This window comes from Burkholderia cepacia, from assembly GCF_001718835.1.
GTDB lineage: Bacteria > Pseudomonadota > Gammaproteobacteria > Burkholderiales > Burkholderiaceae > Burkholderia > Burkholderia cepacia_F.
Genome location: NZ_CP013444.1, coordinates 1118016 through 1133241, shown reverse-complemented (window position 1 = coordinate 1133241; position 15226 = coordinate 1118016). Strand labels below are relative to the sequence as shown.

The following is a 15226-nucleotide window of genomic DNA, read 5'->3' as shown; positions in this document are numbered from 1 at the left end:
AGACAATCATTTCCAGAGAGAACATTTTGACTCCGCCTTCGTGTTGAATGCTTGCTCCCCTGGCACCGTTTTCACCACCTTGTAGTAGTCCCATGGATACTTGGATTCCGACGGCTTCTTCACCTCCATTAGGTAATAGTCATGCACCATGCGCCCATCCGACCGGATGTAACCGTTTTTTGCGAAAATGTCGTTAACCTTCGATTCCTTCATCTTTGCCATCACCTTGTCCGCGTCCGTCGCACCAACGCTTTTCACCGCATTCAGATAATGCAACGTAGCGGAGTAGGCGCCCGCCTGAAGCACGGTCGGCATTTTTTTTGTTTTTTCGAAGAACCGCTTTGACCATGCACGCGTCTGGTCGTTTAGATCCCAGTACCAGGCATCCGACAAGTACATGCCTTGGGTCACACCGAGCCCCATGGCGTGCGTGTCGGAAATGAATTGCATGAGCGCCGTCATCCGCATGCTCTTATTGATGCCGAACTCGGTTGCGGTCTTGATCGCGTTGTGCAAATCGCTGCCGGCATCGGCCAATGCGAGCACTTGCGCCCGGGAACCTTGCGCCTGCATCAGGTAGGACGAAAAGTCTGAAGCCGAAACAGGGTGACGCACCGAACCGATTACCTTGCCACCGTTGCTCCTCACTACTTCGGAGGTGTCTTTCTCAAGCGAATGTCCAAAGGCGTAGTCGGCAACCAAGAAGAACCAGGTTTTCCCGCCTTGATTCGTGACTGCCTTTCCCGCCACGCGAGCTTGCGCAATGGTGTCAAGCGCATAGTTGATGGTGTACGGCGTACATTCCTCGTTAGTCAGCCGTGCCGTACCGGCACCGACCGAGATATAGACCACCTTCTTCTCGGCCGCGATCTTCGACATTGCAAGGCCAACGGCAGAGTTCACGCCGCCCAGCAGCAGATTGACCTTCTGAACATCAATCAGCTCTCTTGACCTTGTGGAGGCAACGTCCGGCTTGTTTTGATGATCGAACGCAAGCAGTTCGATCTTCTTGCCCGCGACTTGCCCGCCAAAGTCGGAAATCGCCATCTTCACTGCCTCCACCCCGCCTGCACCATCGATATCGGAATAGAGTCCGCTCATATCCGTCGCGAATCCAATCTTCACGGGAGTTGTGGGCACCTGTGCCCGAACCGGGTACGCAGTGGCCACACCAAACGTCGCCACAGCCATCATTACGGCAAAGAGTTCCATTCTCTTCATCGCCTCCTCCGATAGTTAAATAAATATTCTATTTTTATCAGACATAACAAGCCATCGCCACTTGCATGGCAATATGAAAATACAAAGATTTATCTCATAATTAAAAACCTTGTGCCGACACAAGCGGCACATCGCGACACTCGCTTTCAAGTGCAATGGAAATAGAGCCGCGATACCACTCCTAAAGTGCCGTTTTCTACGACACAGGCGACACCGCAGGAACAATGATGAATGGGCTAGCCCATGGTGAACGGGTCGCGCAAATCCCCGCTCAGCTCGACCCAGACAGTCTTTGTCTCAAGAAATTCAGCCATGCCGTCGTGGCCGTTTTCACGCCCGATACCGCTGTGTTTGAAACCACCGAAAGGCGCAAAGGGTGCGGTCACCCGGTACGCATTGATCCAGACCGTGCCGGCGCGCAATTTCGAGGCGACGCGATGCGCCCGCTGCACGTTCAGTGTCCAAACGCCCGCGGCCAGGCCATATCGAGTGTCGTTGGCGATGCTGACAGCCTCATCCTCACTGTCAAAGGTCAGGACTGACAACACCGGCCCAAACACTTCATCCCGGGCAATGCTCATGGAGTTCCGGACACCGGTCAGCACCGTGGGCAGGACAAAAAAGCCGCCCTCCGGAGCCTGCCTGCCGCCATACGCAAGCGTTGCCCCCTCCGCTTCGGCCACCTTGACCATTGAAAGAACCTTGTGGAACTGTGGCTCTGTCGCTGCGGGCCCCATTTCCGTCGCCAGATCCATGGGATCACCAAGCCTGAGCTCCCTGATTCGGCTGATGACACGCTCAACAACTTCGTCGTGAATAGATCGATGCACAATCAAGCGGGAACCGGCCATGCAGGTCTGCCCGGTCGCCGCGAACACGCCCGAAATGACACCATTTGCAACCGCCTCGACATCGCAATCGTCGAAGACGAGTTGCGGTGACTTTCCACCGAGTTCAAGCGAAACGCGCGCGAGGTTTTCTGCTCCCGCACGGGCAATGGCTTTGCCAACGCCATCCGACCCAGTAAACGTGATCTTGTCCAGGCGGGCATCGGACACCAGCCACCGGCCCACGTCCGGTCCCCCGGTGACAACATTGAAGACGCCAGGTGGGAATCCCGCCTCTTCCATCAGTTCGGCAAACTTCAAGGTGGAAACCGGTGTGTGTTCCGAAGGCTTGACGATGAAGGTGCAGCCCGCTGCAAGCGCAGGCGCGAGCTTGAACATCATCAGCAGGCACGGTGAATTCCATGGCGTAATTGCTGCCACCACACCAACCGGCTCTTTACGGGTAAAGGCCAAGTAGTTCGGTCGGTCGCTGGGCAGGAGCTCCCCACAAGCTTGCGTAGCAAGGCCGGCAAAGTAGTACAGCCACTCGGGCAGGTATCGCCACTGGCCGAGCATCTCTCGATACAACTTGCCGTTGTCCGAGGACTCGATTCGCGCCATTCGTTCAGCATCGCGGGCAATCAAATCACCAAGCTTACGCATCAAGGCGGCACGTTGCTGCGGCGTAGTACGCCGCCAGGGGCCGTTATCAAACGCATCCCGAGCCGCGGTTACCGCCGACTTGACATCGTCCTCCGATGCGTCCGGCACGACCGCCCACACCTTTTGACGATACGGATCGATGCTCTCGAGCACCTTGCCACTTGAGGACTCGACCCAAGCCCCACCAATGTACATGTTAACGCGTTCGAACGTTGTTAACGGATTTGCGGAAGACGTGATTGCCATGGGAGGGTAGCCTCATGAGTCGCTTTGGAAAGTGAGAAAAGACTAGCTCCTGCGCCGCACCCGTGCGAACGATAGTTTTTCATCCCAGCTATGAGCGGTCATTGGAGTCGCCCCTACGCCAACAATACTGCTGTTGGCTACGCAGTGCTCGCAGCAATCAAGCCGATCTCATGGCTCACATGAATGGCTTTCGTTCGCCATACCTGCCCGGACCTACTACGCTACATGAGTCCTGCGTGCATATAGAGAGTGAGATTCCGTGGAAATTCACGACAGTCCCATCATCATTGACAATCCATTCCTCGCCTTAGTCGGTGCGTCATGCACCGAATGGTTCGAGGGCTACTGCGAATTCCACCTACCAATCGGTGCGAGTATGCTCAATAGACAGCGGGTTCTTCAGGGCGGGGTCATCTCCACGCTTCTGGACGTCGCGTGCGGGTACTCCGGGTTGTATAACCTTGCGTCGCACGAACCCGTTCATGGGCGCACAGTGTCCTTGGCACTGAACTTCCTCAACAGTGGGACAAGCGGTACGGTCATCGCTAAAGGTTTTCTCGAACAACGAGGCCGGTCGCTATATTTCGCGCGCGGGGAGGCTTGGTTGGATCACCGAGTCCTTCTGGCGACAGCGCAAGGTAGTTTCAAAGTGACTAGACAGCAGTGATTCCCCGCCATACGCAGGCTCGAACTGTGAAAAATCGTTGTGCCACGGCAAGCAACGCACCGGATCACTCTCATCTCTCCATAGGGTCGAATCGAAACGTTTCGGTCATGGATGTACCTAGGGAATTTACCGAGCCCGGATTTCCTTGCTTTCAACACGCCCTGCAGTAAACTAATTATACTGGGTAACAATTATTTATTAAATGTGCTGCGACCCGACTGGCTACGTAGCGCACGATGCCAACGCCGCAATTGCACACCATGAGACCGTTTATCCCTTCCCTTCAGAGTCTGATCGCCTTCGAGTCGGCGGCTCGTCACTTGAGCTTCACGAAGGCTGCTCGAGAACTCGACATCACCCAAACCGCGATCAGCCATCAGGTGAAAACGCTCGAAGATCGGCTCGACACGAAGCTGTTCGTCCGCCAGCGGAACATGCTGACGCTTACGCCTGCGGCGGTGGAATACCTGCGATCAGTCAATGAGGCGATCAGCATGCTCGCCATTGCCAGCGAGAACACGCGCAAAAAAAAGGCCAATACAGTGCTCACGATCGCGTGCTTGCCGACCTATGCCGTCAAATGTCTGATTCCAAAGCTCCCCGACTTCCAGCGCAAACATCCAGACATCGCGCTTCACTTGTCGACGAGCTCAAACTTCGACGACTTCGAAAGCAACAACTACGATGTAGCCATCAGATATGGGGCGGGAAGATGGGGAGGCATGCGCGCCGACCTCATCCAGGGCGAAGAATTCTTCCCGGTTTGCTCCCCTCGCCTGCTTGAAGAGATCGGTTCCCATGGGAGCATTGAAGACAAGCTAGCCCGGTTTGTGAGGATCCGGACTTATTTCTACTCCCTATACCAGGACGACTGGCCGGCATGGCTCGATGCCGCGGGCTACAGTGAAGTAAACTTCGCTGGCGAAGCCGTTTTCCAACTCCAGCTGACCTCACTCACTGCGGCGATCGAGGGCAGTGGCCTTGCGATTGGACGTACTCCGCTAGTCGACCGCGACCTCGTTCAGGGTACTCTCGTCCAGCCCTTTGGTCCGCGTGTCTCGTCTGGTTCCAGCTACTACATTACGTCAACGATGGCCAAAGCGAAGGTCGGGAAGGTCGAGCTTTTTAGGGAATGGGCACTGACACAGCTGACACACGTGGATACTCAGCCCATCCCTCACAAGCTCACTGCTGTTAACGACTCTTGAAAGGTGCGATGGACAAGTCAAGCACTGGAACACCATGGCGCTCCCTGGCCGAAGTGCTAGCCGGGCATCGCAATCGGCACCCCGCCAAGATTGCTATCGTAGACGTCGAGCGTGAGCAGCACATCAGCTTCGCTGAGCTTGCAGGTGTGGTGGATGGCATAGCGCTTCAGCTGAAGAAATTCGGCGTATCTGAGCGTGTCCGAGTTGCCCTACTGATTGATGACGGCATTGAGACCGTACTGATGTGGCTTGCATTGTGGCGCCTTGGCGCCATCGTGTGCCCCTTCGACACCTCTCAACTTGGAGCCGTCGCAACGCAAGTCGCATTCAATGCGTTGAACCCGGCACTTGTACTCTACGGTGCCAGCATCATGGCGGCTGATTTGCCAGCGGGTATTCGCGCAAGCGCTCGATATGGCCGCTGGGGAAGCTGCTCGAAACCATCGCAGCAGGCAGAAACAATCCATCTTTCGGCATTGCCTTCAAATACCACCCTGGCCATGCCAAACACAAAGCCGGACGACATTGCCGCGGCGTGCTGCACCTCCGGTAGCGCGGGAGCGGCAAAGATTGTCTTGCACGATCACGCATCGTACTGGCTCAACGGCCTGGATAGCGCTTACCTACTGGAACTTAGCGAAAGCGATCGCATTCTCGAATACCGCTCACTCAGTTGGTATTCGCCCCAGATTCTTTCGCTGATGCCCTTTCTCCAAAGCGGCGCAACCCTGCATCTTGCACGTCAATTTTCACGCAGTCGATTTCCTGCCTGGATAGCGAACCACAAAATCACGATCTCCGCCGGTGTACCTACCGTTCTCAACATGCTGCTGAACGGCCCAATCGAGGAGCTACGGGCTTGTGCGTCGAGCCTGCGTCTAATGACCTGCAGTTCTGCACCATTGTCACGCAGCACTTGGCTACGCTTCGAGCAGGAAACCGCTATCGCAGTTCTCAACATGTATGGCTCAACAGAAGCCGGCTGGATCTGCGGCAATCGCCTATGCAATCGCAAGATCGGGACCGTGGGTCTGCCCGTTCCATATACGGCTTTCGACGTCGTGGATTTCGAGGGCCAATCATGCCCCGCTGGAATGGCAGGACAAGTTGTATTGGAAGGCCCAAAGTTGGCCGCTGGAATACTTGAAATCGACGGTTCAATACGTGCCGTCCGCGGGCGACGGCTCTACTCCCGTGATCTCGCACAACGCGATGAAGATGGTTTCGTACAACTGCTGGGGCGCATGGACGACCTGGTGATACGAGGAGGCATCAAAGTCGCACCAAGTGAAATTGAAGATGCCCTGTTGGCGCATGGTGACGTTGTAGAAGCCGCTGCCGTGGGTGTCCCTGATCCGATCTATGGACAGGACATCGTTTGCTATGTTGTCCTACGCGAAGATGCTAGCACTAAGCCGGACATGCTACGAGCCTACTTGGCAACCAGACTGCCGAAAGAAAAGCGCCCCGCCAATATCTGGTCAATCGAGGCACTTCCTCGCTCCTCCCGGGGCAAGCTGCGGCGGGACGCGCTCCTTGCTCGATGGCATCGAGTAGTTCTACGTCGTCAATAGTCGGCCCGACAAATCTCATCTGCCGGCCCTGGCCAGACGGCCCTCGCGAGTTTCTCTGATCCCCATCGCCGCTATCCGAGCAAGCAGAGAACACGGGCATGGCCCGTACGCTGACAGTTGCAACGCAACAAAGCCTCTGAGTGCAGACGGGCAGCACTCAGCGGATGGCCGACGCGTGCCTGGTGGTGATATCGGAACACGGTCTGGTGCCTTCGGTTCAGGCGGCACGCGTGACCTTGGCCTCTGCCCCGAACACCCCGAAGGCGCAGTCGCGGCCGGGCTGCTCGGACGCGGGTCGGGGATTCTAGGTGCGGCCGAAGACGTCGGAAACATGCTGGTTGACGTCCTCAGCAACACGAACCGGTCCAGTATGGAAGCCTTCGCCTTGAATGCTGGGTTTTACCCGCAAAGTTACGGACCTGAATTAAAGATGCGAAACATCTCGGTGATTTCTTGCAGGACGAGGAAGCCTCTCCAGATGACAGTTGCGCCGGGCGGAGGATCATTGTGACGATTGAGGTAGCCGCCCACCAGCAGTTCCATGTGACCGGCTGCTGGGGTATCGAGCACGACTTGCCAAAGATTGCCTTGGGGATCGCGGGCGCGGCGGTTCCATGCCGCGCGCACCAGCCAGTGCACGCCCTCTGGTCGTTGTGCGGCGAACAGTTCATAGACATCGCGTTCACGATCGCCGATGCCAATGAGTTGCGTGTGTGCACATCGCGCCTTCAGGGCCGACAGATGCGCAAGCCCCTCGAGCCACTTGACGCTTTCCTTCTCGTGGATGGGGCGGGACTTGCGCTGCGCGGCACTGCCCATGGCTGCTGCAGTGCGCACCCATGTCTTCATGCCGAGCACGCCCAAGGACAAGCCCTCCGGACTGACCGCCAGCAGGCTGTGCATCAGGAAACCACGCTCATTGCCCCCGGTACAGGGACCCAGGCCGTCAGTGGCATGCAGATGCGTCAGGTTGAATTCGGTGGTGTCCTGTATGGCCAGCACTACCGGAATCTGCTCCATGCGGCGCAGCGTTTGTGCGATATGCGGCGCCAGCACACCATCAGTGTCGACCAAGTCGTTGTCGAAGAATCGATAGCCCGCCTTCAGTTCAGCGGGCGACAGCGCTTGGGGCAGCGACGTGTGCGGACTTGCAGCAAGTTGACGAGCCAAGGCCACCAGGTGCTGCGACAGGCCCGCATCGCCAAGTTTCGCCTGCGCGAACTCCTCACTCGCCCAATCGGCCGTGTCGTTCTCAATCGCCAATTTGCCACCGATGCATCAACAGAACGGGAAAAAGTTAACACCGACGGCCGAGGTTTACAACCTCACTTATGGGTAATCCTCAGGCCTTGAATGCGATGCAGCAACGCACAACGGCGCAATTGTCGGTGCCAGGGTTTGGCCATTCCGTACATAAGAACGGAGATCCTAGGGCGGAGCGCCTTTTGGCACTCGCGCCAGCGTTAGACGTGGACGGCCGATACGTGGGAACGACATCACGTGCTTGGCAGAGCGGATAATGGTATTCGTGCAACTTGCCGGGCGGCTCTGCGAAGGCTGCGTACCACTGCTTGAGACCGACACTGCCTCGTCCCCGAATGGCTACCGTGGTAACGGCTTGCCATTCGTTTCGGGTAAGGCCGGTGCGGCAAAGATACCAACCAGGTAGACGCACGCCAGCGCCAGAGCGGCTTGACCATATCCGCCGAACGCGTGGATCATCGTACCGGCGAGCAACGGGCCAAGAAATGCCAAAAAGCGTGGCGCATTGAACGCGAAAGCAAGCGCCGTCGAGCGCATCCGTGTCGGATAGAGTTCCGGCAGCCACACCGGCATCCACGTGTACTGGCCATTGGCAAAGATACCGCTGACAAACGCAAAACCCAGCAATACGTACACATCGGTGGTCGTGAAAAACAATACAGGCGTCGTCAGCAAGGCCAGGACGTAGAACGCGATCGTGACTGGTTTGCGGCCGTAGGCATCGGACAGGAAGCCCAATGCGACATAGCCGGTGATTGATCCGACCGTAAACGCCATTCCGGCGTAGCTCGCCCACTTGGCCGCCACCAAGCCATTGGCGCCAGCCGTGGCAGCGATGAATGGCGGCACCCAGGTCGAAATACTCCAGAAACCTACCGTCGTAGCCAAGGACATGAGGAACACGGCAACTGTCCGCCCACGGACTGCCCGGTCGACAAATAAATCGGACAGCGTGAATTTGACCAGATGCGCATCCTCCGAGGAGAGCGCGACTCCGCTCTGCTGCTTTTTTTGTGCAGCTACGCGCTTCGCCTTCACCGCTTCCCAAAGCGCCGACTCTGGAATGGCGCGGCGAATCCATAGCGTGAGGAGCGCAGGCAACACACCCAACAAGTACATGTAACGCCAAGCATGCTCACCCAACGGTGCGATGAGCAGCCACGCCAGGGAGGCAAAGAAGAACCCCAAGCCGAGTCCGCACTGCATGAGCCCGGCGCCTTTTCCTCGCGCATGGTCCGGCCAAAGTTCCGCCATCATGGAACTGCCTGTGGCCCATTCCGAGCCGACGGCCACGCCGACCAGGAAGCGCAGCACAGCCAACGACTCAAAACTCCATGCAAACCCGGACAGGCCCGTCGTCACCGAGTACGCCAGAATGGAGGCGATCATCATGCACTTGCGTCCGATGTAATCCGCAAGGATCCCGCCCAACATGCCGCCAACACCCCAACCTAGTAGATTGATGGCGATAAGCGCGCCGATGTAGACCGGCAAGGAGCCTTGCGCGGAGGGCTCGACCAACTGGTGCAATGCTACGCCAGCCGTCAGGATGAGTGCATAGTTCTCGAAGCCATCGAACATCCAACCAAAGTTCGAGGCGGCGAGAATGCTCCATTGCCTGCGCGAGAGCGTCTTGTACCAGGGAAGCTCGCGCGTTCGTGACGCGTCAACGCCCATGTTCGTCGTCATGTCAAACCCTATGCTTGCTACGCGTCGTGGCCACGGTGAGCGACCAATTGAATCTCCGTGAGCCACCCGTGATGGAGCTCCGCCACAGGCACAACCGTACGGGCGGGGCGATGGTTGCCCAGAACCTCGGCATAGACCGCGTTGAATTGCGGCCAATGGGCCACGTCGACGATGTAAGCCGTGCACTGCACGACATCCGCCAGACGATATCCAGCGGCCTGCAAAACACGCTCGCACTGCGCAAGGGTTGCCCTGACTTGCCGCTCGAAATCGTCCTGCTCACCCGGAAGCGGAGATGTCGGCAACACACCTGAGAGAAAGAGGAAGCCGTTCGCCTCCACGGCGTGGGAATAGTGGCCAACCGGCGTCGGCGCCCCTTCAATTGATACGGTTCTCACGCGTCACCCATTAACGTGCGCCATACACAGAAGCGAATGCGGCAAGCACCGCGACAGCTGCGGCGATCGTGGAAACGGCCGCGCTCAGCGTGGCCAGCATCGTCGCAAGCGTACTTGTGCGCCGGGCATCGTGCAGCGTCACATGTACTGCTGGGCTGCCTGCGGCACCTGTGAAACTCACCGGCACCGCGCTCGCACTAGCCAAGCTCTCCTCGCCCAACGCCGTTGACGCTGTCGTCGCGGAGGGCCTTGCGGCAGTGGCGCCCACCTGCTCCGTGTCACCACTCGCCGTCTCACCCGGCTCAATCGCCCTCGCAAAGCGGCCAAAGAATTCTTCCGACATTTTCTTGGCGACACCGTCCACCAAACGCGCACCAACTTGCGCTAGCCGTCCACCCACTTGCGCGTTCACGCCATAAACGAGCTTCGTACTGTCGGCGCCGTCGGCTTCCAGTGAAACCTGCGCGGAACCTTTCCCAAATCCAGCCGCCCCGCCGGACCCTTCAAAGGCGAGTGCGTAGCTGACCGGCGGCTGAATGGCAGACAGCGCGAGCTTTCCGTGAAAGCGAGCCTTGATGGGGCCAACCGTGGCAGTCATACCGACCTTGTAGCGATTCTCTCCTTCACTCTCAAACAACTCGCAACCCGGCAAACAGCGCTTCAAGATTGCTGGATCATTCAAGGCTGCCCACACACGCTCACGTGAAAGCGCAAGAGTCCGCTCCCCAGTTATTTCCATGTTCTTCTCCGACCTCAAATTTCGAAGATGCGCTTCAGCGCGCACCACCACGAATACGTTCAGCTGCGAGCTTCACTGCCGCGATGATTTCTGGATACGCGCCGCAGCGGCAAAGGTTTCCAGAGAGATAGTTGCGGATTTCAGCATCCGTCGGATCGGAGTTCTGCTCCAGCAACTGCTTGCTCATCAGAATGAACCCGGACGTGCAAAACCCGCATTGAAATGCACCGCATTCGATGAAAGCTTGCTGTACCGGGTCAAGCTCACCATCCTTTTCAAGACTCTCGATGGTAGACACCTCTGCGCCATCCGCGTGGATGGCAGGGTAAATGCATCCTGTAATGGCGTTGCCGTTGACCCGGACAGTGCAACAGCCGCACAACCCCTGGCCGCAGCTTTCGCGCGCGCCATACAAATCGAAACGGTTTCGCAGTACCTCCAAAATCGTCTCGTAGCCTTCAATGTCAGCGGTGACACGCTCACCGTTAAGAACGAACTGAATCTGTGTACTGGTGTGGCTCATGTTTACTCCTGGCCGATCGCTTCGCCGCAAACCTTCGCCATCGCGCGGAATACGGCTTCCGGCTTGAGTGGCAACGATTTCAGGCGAACGCCAACTGCATCTTCGATTGCGGCTGCAATGGCAGAGGCCACACCGAATGTCGCGCTCTCACCAACGCCCTTTGCACCATACGGACCATTCGATTGCGTGGCTTCAGCAATCTCGCACCCAATGGTTTCCGGAATATCGTGAATGCCGGGGATCTTGTATTCGGAAAAGGATGCGTTGCGTAGCTGACCTTCGTCGTCGAACTCCATCTGTTCCTGGAGTGCCATTCCGAGCTGCATTATCGCGGCACCTGAGATTTGGGTCTCAACGATCTTCGGATTGATCGGCGTACCGCAGTCCACAACGTTCTCGAAACGAATCAACCGAAAATGCCCTGTCTCGGTATCGACTTCTACCTCTACCCCTGAGGCGCCGATCATCCAGTTCGGCGTAATGTCACGTGACTGTCCGCTGTCGTGGTCCGGCGACTGGTAGCGAGGGATAAAGCTACCGATCCCGATGATGTTTCCAGCCTGCATACCGTACTTTTTGCGCAGCAGGTCTCCGGCAGACGAAACGCCCCGCCAGGGTTCACCAAGCTCCTCGGCAAGCTGTTTCAGTTGTGCCACCACATGTTCCGCCGCAAGACGCACGGCGTGTCCCATATGAAACGTCGATCGCGAACCCAGCGTCGCCATGTCATAAGGCGTGGTATCTGTATCCGGCCGCGTAACGTGAATGCGCTCGGCCGGCATACCAAGGACTTCGCCCGCAATCAGAGCCATCGCCGTGTCGGACCCTTGGCCCATGTCGACCGTGCCGACCTGCAGAATGCAACTGCCGTCACCTTGCAAGCCGATCGTTGCCAACGACGTGGTGGGCGCAACCACCGCTTTAAAGCCGATCCCAATCCCTCGCCCGCGACGCAGTGAGCCATTCCCCTTGTCGAAAGGCGCGGTCCACTGCATTCGCGCAGCCACCCGGTCCAGCACCAACTCGAGTGCTGCGTCCTGCATCACGGTTCCCGTCGCATGCGGACGTCCATTCTTCAACAAGTTACGTCGCCGAAATTCAATCGGGTCGATCTTCAACGCGCGAGCGATGATGTCTGCCTGGCATTCGTAACCCCACACGACCTGAGTGATGCCGAAACCGCGGAATGCCCCTGCAGGAGGGAGGTTCGTATAGACTTGATACGAATCAATCTGAACGTTCTCGATGTCGTACGGCCCTGAGGCTGTAAATCCCGACTTTTGCGTCACACGCGGGCCAATGTCCGCATATGCGCCGCCGTTCCACCAGACTTCACATCGACGGCCGGTGATGATCCCGTTCTTGTCCACCGCACTTTGAATACGGAACGTGGTGGCATGCTTGGTAATGGTGAAGAACTGCTCTTCCATGGTCAGCGCCACTTTCACGGGACGCCGAGCCAACAGCGCGAGCGCCACAGCCAGTGCCTCCAGCTTGATGTAAAGCTTGGCGCCAAACCCACCACCCAAATGGCGCGTTTTCACTTGCACTTGGTTCTCTCGCCACCCCAGCAGTCGGGCAATCTCAATACGCACGAATGAAGGGCTTTGCGACGCGGTGTGCAAAATCATGGTTCCGTCACCTGGCTCCGCGATGGAGATCATGGGCTCCAACGGGACGTGCATCACCTGTTGCGTCGTGAATGTGTCATCAAAGACGTGTTCCGCCTCCGCGAAGGCTTTGTCCACATTACCCCGCCGAACACGGAAGTCCAGCGCGACATTGGTCATCCTGCGTCCCGCCAGATGCTTGAGATCGGGAAACGTGCCCGCGGGCTTCAGTTCGTCGTGAACCACAGCAGTCGAGCTTGCAGCTTCAACCTCATTGAATACAGCTGGCAACGGAGCGTACTCCACATCGATCAGATGCGTCGCCGCTTCTGCCACGTGCGGGTCTACGGCGAGCACCACTGCAACTGGCTCACCCACATAGCGCACCTTGTCGATCGCCAGGATCGGCTGATCGTGAAACGCCGGGCCAAAGTACGGTTCGGGAATCACGCGCAAAACGTCTGCGCCCGTGACGACCGAATGCACCCCTTCCGTTGCCTTTGCGGCTTGCGCGTTGATCGAGACAATGCGCCCGTGAGCGACTGTGCTCCGCAGGATCTTTGCATGCAGCATGCGAGGCAGCACGACATTGTGCGTATAGTCTGCCCGCCCAGTGACCTTGGTCCTGGACTCCAGTCGTTCCATGCGACGCCCAACCTGGTGGATCGCGCTATCGGCCGTTTCGGGAGGAAATTTCGTCATGAAGCGCTCCTTGACTGAACAGCGAGACGTACGGCGCGCCCCAGCATGACCTTCAACAGTTGGCGCTTGTAGGCGGCGGAGCCATGTTGATCGCCAATCAGATCGACTTCCTGTACTCCGGCTTCACCGGCCCGCAGCAGCGTAGCGTCTTCAATTGTCGCCCCGTCGAGCACAGCCTGTGCCGCCGTCAATCGTGTCGGCCGGTCCGTCGCTGCACCAATGAATACACTCGCCTTGCTGATTATGTTGTCGCGGACATCCATGGCGAGCGCGAGGCCGAGCGCCGGCCAGTCATGCGACGCTCGCGTTGTAACTTTCATGTAAGCGGTATGACTGGGCTGCGCCGGCACCGTGACCGCCGTAATGAGTTCATCGCGCGCAACAACTGTTTCGTAGTACCCCGTGCAAAGATCCGCCACTGGAACACTCCGCGTACCGTGGGGCCCCGAAATGGATACGATTGCCCCAAGGGCCGACAACACGGGAGGCAAATCCATATGGGGGTCGGCATGTGCAAGCCCTCCCCCGATGGTGGCCACACTGCGAACCCGTACATTCGAGAGCGTTCGCATCGTCCGCGCGAGCATGGGCCACCCACGCTTGACGTCGGCATCGTTCTCGATGGTTGAAAGGCGCGTGAGACCGCCGATTACCAATGCTCCGCTTGCATTGACGTGGAGCTCAGTGTAGCGGCGCTCGACAGCATGAAGACTCACGAGCCGCGTTGGCCTTAGCACACCAGCTTTCATCATCAGCATGACCGCCGTTCCACCGCCAACAGGGCGAATGCCAGGGTCTTCCGCATCCAGCAAACTCAATGCTTCTTCGATTGAGTAGGGAACTAAAAACTCAAACGGGACCATTACGCACCCCTCCTTCCTTCGCGAATACCGGCGCCTGCGATGAGCAGTTCGCGCAGCTCCGACGCAATGACATCGGGAGTCTCCAAGGGCGTGAGATGACGCGCTGCTGGAATGACCGTCAACGTTGACCTGTCGATACCATCATGAAGTGCTTGTGCCATCGGAAGCGGAGCCGCATAGTCCTCCTCCCCAACGATGACTGCCGTCGGCATCCGCAGGTTTTCCATCAGGGCACGGCCATCGAACCTCCCGAGCATTTCGCATGTCGCGGCGAACGCTTGCACATCGTTGCGCAGGAATGTCTGCACGCAGGCTTCGACGACTTCCGGTCGTGCGGCTCGAAACGCGTCGCTGAACCAGCGCGTCGTTTGGAAATCGACCATCGCGGCCAATCCTTCGGTACCCGCGCGCTCGGCACGCGCGCTCCAGTTCTTTTTTGCTTCGGGGCCATACCACGCCGTGGTGTCAATCAACCCTAACGCGCTCGTCCGATCGCTATGCGTACCCGCAAACTGGAGTGCCACGCATCCACCCATCGAAGCACCGGCAACGACGACGTCAGGCCAATCGAGCCAGTCGATCACATCCTTAAGATCCCCAGCCATTTGCTCAGCCGTATAAGGCCCGACCGGCTTATCCGACGCTCCGTGACCTCTCGCATCAATGGCCAGCACCGATGCTTCGGCTGCCAATCGCTCAAACATTGGCGCCCAAAAGGCTCGGTCCATGGCTAGGGAGTGCAATAGCACTATTCGAGGCAGATCCGCCGGCGCACGAGACACACTGGCAGCGATCCGTACCCCATCACGGACAACGATGCTCTCTGACGATGTTTTCATGTTCATTTGTTTCCGATATTCAAGATTGCAGCGTGTAGTGGCATCGTGAATCTCGAAAGAAACATCCGCAAACGACAAATTTGAAGAGCGCGCATGAACTGCGCTCATGCCGAACCGCATGTCTAGGACAGGCTATGAGGGACTGTCATAGTGAGGGCAAAAAAATTTCGTTTGCTGTGCCTGATCGGGACGAC

The 15226-nt window shown here is 57.8% G+C and carries 13 protein-coding genes; 3 read left to right on the top strand and 10 right to left on the bottom strand.

From position 1 onward, the window contains the following. Window positions 1-6: 6 nt before the first annotated feature. Both WT26_RS25370 and WT26_RS25365 read right to left on the bottom strand, forming a co-directional pair. Window positions 7-1221, bottom strand: a complete 1215-nt coding sequence (locus tag WT26_RS25370) for an ABC transporter substrate-binding protein (protein ID WP_420480954.1) — start codon at window positions 1219-1221, stop codon at window positions 7-9. 236 nt (window positions 1222-1457) lie between these two features. Further along, entirely contained in the window at window positions 1458-2957 is a 1500-nt protein-coding gene (locus WT26_RS25365) for an aldehyde dehydrogenase (RefSeq protein WP_069271086.1), read from the bottom strand. Between the two features lie 376 nt (window positions 2958-3333). Here WT26_RS25365 and WT26_RS25360 point away from each other — a divergent pair, with 376 nt between their 5' ends. From WT26_RS25360 to WT26_RS36315, 3 genes are all read left to right on the top strand, one after another. After that, on the top strand, window positions 3334-3624 hold the full coding sequence (locus tag WT26_RS25360) for a PaaI family thioesterase (protein ID WP_335622473.1): 291 nt from the start codon (window positions 3334-3336) through the stop codon (window positions 3622-3624). A gap of 236 nt (window positions 3625-3860) precedes the next feature. Further along, entirely contained in the window at window positions 3861-4832 is a 972-nt protein-coding gene (locus WT26_RS25355) for a LysR substrate-binding domain-containing protein (protein WP_230461728.1), read from the top strand. A gap of 8 nt (window positions 4833-4840) precedes the next feature. Next, entirely contained in the window at window positions 4841-6406 is a 1566-nt protein-coding gene (locus WT26_RS36315; protein ID WP_080485733.1) for a class I adenylate-forming enzyme family protein, read from the top strand. A 411-nt stretch (window positions 6407-6817) separates the two neighbouring features. On the opposite strand, the gene WT26_RS25350 is transcribed toward WT26_RS36315, so the two are convergent. From WT26_RS25350 to WT26_RS25315, 8 genes are all read right to left on the bottom strand, one after another. Beyond that, a complete protein-coding gene (locus WT26_RS25350; protein ID WP_069271085.1) occupies window positions 6818-7669 on the bottom strand; it encodes an IS4 family transposase in 852 nt (283 codons plus the stop codon). A 339-nt stretch (window positions 7670-8008) separates the two neighbouring features. Further along, window positions 8009-9358 (bottom strand): MFS transporter, encoded by a 1350-nt coding sequence (locus tag WT26_RS25345; RefSeq protein WP_080485732.1) that lies wholly within the window; start codon window positions 9356-9358, stop codon window positions 8009-8011. A gap of 17 nt (window positions 9359-9375) precedes the next feature. Beyond that, window positions 9376-9756, bottom strand: coding sequence for a RidA family protein (locus WT26_RS25340; RefSeq protein ID WP_069271084.1), 381 nt, complete (start codon window positions 9754-9756; stop codon window positions 9376-9378). A gap of 10 nt (window positions 9757-9766) precedes the next feature. Continuing rightward, window positions 9767-10495: a CoxG family protein gene (locus WT26_RS25335; RefSeq protein ID WP_080485731.1), complete on the bottom strand. Its 729-nt coding sequence runs from the start codon at window positions 10493-10495 to the stop codon at window positions 9767-9769. Between the two features lie 34 nt (window positions 10496-10529). Then, window positions 10530-11018 (bottom strand): (2Fe-2S)-binding protein, encoded by a 489-nt coding sequence (locus WT26_RS25330; RefSeq protein WP_069271083.1) that lies wholly within the window; start codon window positions 11016-11018, stop codon window positions 10530-10532. Window positions 11019-11020: 2 nt separating this feature from the next. Continuing rightward, entirely contained in the window at window positions 11021-13330 is a 2310-nt protein-coding gene (locus tag WT26_RS25325) for a xanthine dehydrogenase family protein molybdopterin-binding subunit (RefSeq protein WP_069271082.1), read from the bottom strand. Then, complete coding sequence (locus WT26_RS25320) at window positions 13327-14193, bottom strand: FAD binding domain-containing protein (protein ID WP_069271081.1); 867 nt, start codon at window positions 14191-14193, stop codon at window positions 13327-13329. Before WT26_RS25320 ends, WT26_RS25325 begins: the two co-directional genes overlap by 4 nt. Next, the gene (locus WT26_RS25315) at window positions 14193-15140 is read right to left on the bottom strand and encodes an alpha/beta fold hydrolase (RefSeq protein WP_230461727.1); all 948 of its coding nucleotides are present in this window, start codon (window positions 15138-15140) and stop codon (window positions 14193-14195) included. The genes WT26_RS25320 and WT26_RS25315 overlap by 1 nt, the downstream gene beginning before the upstream one ends. Between the last annotated feature and the right edge of the window lie 86 nt (window positions 15141-15226).

What these genes read in the sequence shown, in the direction of transcription:
- WT26_RS25370 (WP_420480954.1), bottom strand. Translation starts at nt 1,221, where the DNA reads ATGAAGAGAATGGAACTCTTTGCCGTAATGATGGCTGTGGCGACGTTT.
- WT26_RS25365 (WP_069271086.1), bottom strand. Translation starts at nt 2,957, where the DNA reads ATGGCAATCACGTCTTCCGCAAATCCGTTAACAACGTTCGAACGCGTT.
- WT26_RS25360 (WP_335622473.1), top strand. Translation starts at nt 3,334, where the DNA reads ATGCTCAATAGACAGCGGGTTCTTCAGGGCGGGGTCATCTCCACGCTT.
- WT26_RS25355 (WP_230461728.1), top strand. Translation starts at nt 3,861, where the DNA reads ATGCCAACGCCGCAATTGCACACCATGAGACCGTTTATCCCTTCCCTT.
- WT26_RS36315 (WP_080485733.1), top strand. Translation starts at nt 4,841, where the DNA reads ATGGACAAGTCAAGCACTGGAACACCATGGCGCTCCCTGGCCGAAGTG.
- WT26_RS25345 (WP_080485732.1), bottom strand. Translation starts at nt 9,358, where the DNA reads ATGACGACGAACATGGGCGTTGACGCGTCACGAACGCGCGAGCTTCCC.
- WT26_RS25335 (WP_080485731.1), bottom strand. Translation starts at nt 10,495, where the DNA reads ATGGAAATAACTGGGGAGCGGACTCTTGCGCTTTCACGTGAGCGTGTG.
- WT26_RS25330 (WP_069271083.1), bottom strand. Translation starts at nt 11,018, where the DNA reads ATGAGCCACACCAGTACACAGATTCAGTTCGTTCTTAACGGTGAGCGT.
- WT26_RS25325 (WP_069271082.1), bottom strand. Translation starts at nt 13,330, where the DNA reads ATGACGAAATTTCCTCCCGAAACGGCCGATAGCGCGATCCACCAGGTT.
- WT26_RS25320 (WP_069271081.1), bottom strand. Translation starts at nt 14,193, where the DNA reads ATGGTCCCGTTTGAGTTTTTAGTTCCCTACTCAATCGAAGAAGCATTG.
- WT26_RS25315 (WP_230461727.1), bottom strand. Translation starts at nt 15,140, where the DNA reads ATGAGCGCAGTTCATGCGCGCTCTTCAAATTTGTCGTTTGCGGATGTT.